This is a genomic window from Streptomyces sp. CB01881, assembly GCF_002953255.1.
In the GTDB taxonomy this organism is placed as follows: domain Bacteria; phylum Actinomycetota; class Actinomycetes; order Streptomycetales; family Streptomycetaceae; genus Kitasatospora.
Map to the genome: position 1 here is coordinate 9,320,621 of NZ_CP026498.1, position 716 is coordinate 9,321,336.

The 716-nt window shown below is 66.3% G+C and carries 1 protein-coding gene; it reads left to right on the forward strand.

Annotation, left to right across the window (positions count from 1 at the left end):
- A partial coding sequence (locus C2142_RS30360; protein WP_148646632.1) for an AMP-binding protein occupies positions 1-716 on the forward strand: 716 nt, incomplete at both ends.

Consider the following 716-nt stretch of genomic DNA (forward strand, 5'->3'; position numbering starts at 1 on the left):
CACCCACACCCCACCACTGCCCCACCCCACCCCCGACCAACTCGCCTACATCATCTACACCTCAGGCAGCACCGGCCTGCCCAAGGGCGCCATGAACAACCACCGCGCCCTCACCAACCGCATCCTCTGGATGCAACACACCTACCCACTCACCCCCAACGACCGCGTCCTCCAAAAAACCCCCTTCAGCTTCGACGTCTCCGTCTGGGAATTCTTCTGGCCCCTCACCACCGGCGCCCAACTCGTCATCGCCGACCCCGACGGCCACCGCGACACCCACTACCTCACCAACCTCATCCAAACCCACGCCATCACCACCACCCACTTCGTCCCCCCCATGCTCACCGCATTCCTCACCGACCCCCAAACCCCCCACTGCAACACCCTCACCAACATCTTCTCCAGCGGCGAAGCACTCCCCCGCGAAACCCAGGACACCTTCCACACCCACCTCCCCCACACCCACCTCCACAACCTCTACGGCCCCACCGAAACCGCCATCGACGTCACCCACCACACCTGCCACCCCAACGACCCCCACCCCACCGTCCCCCTCGGCCACCCCGTCGCCAACACCCGAATCCACATCCTCGACACCAACCTCAACCCCGTCCCCCCCGGCATCCACGGCGAGCTCTACATCGCCGGCACCCAAGTCGGCCGCGGCTACCACCACCGCCCCGCCCTCACCGCCGAACGCTTCATCCCCAACCCCC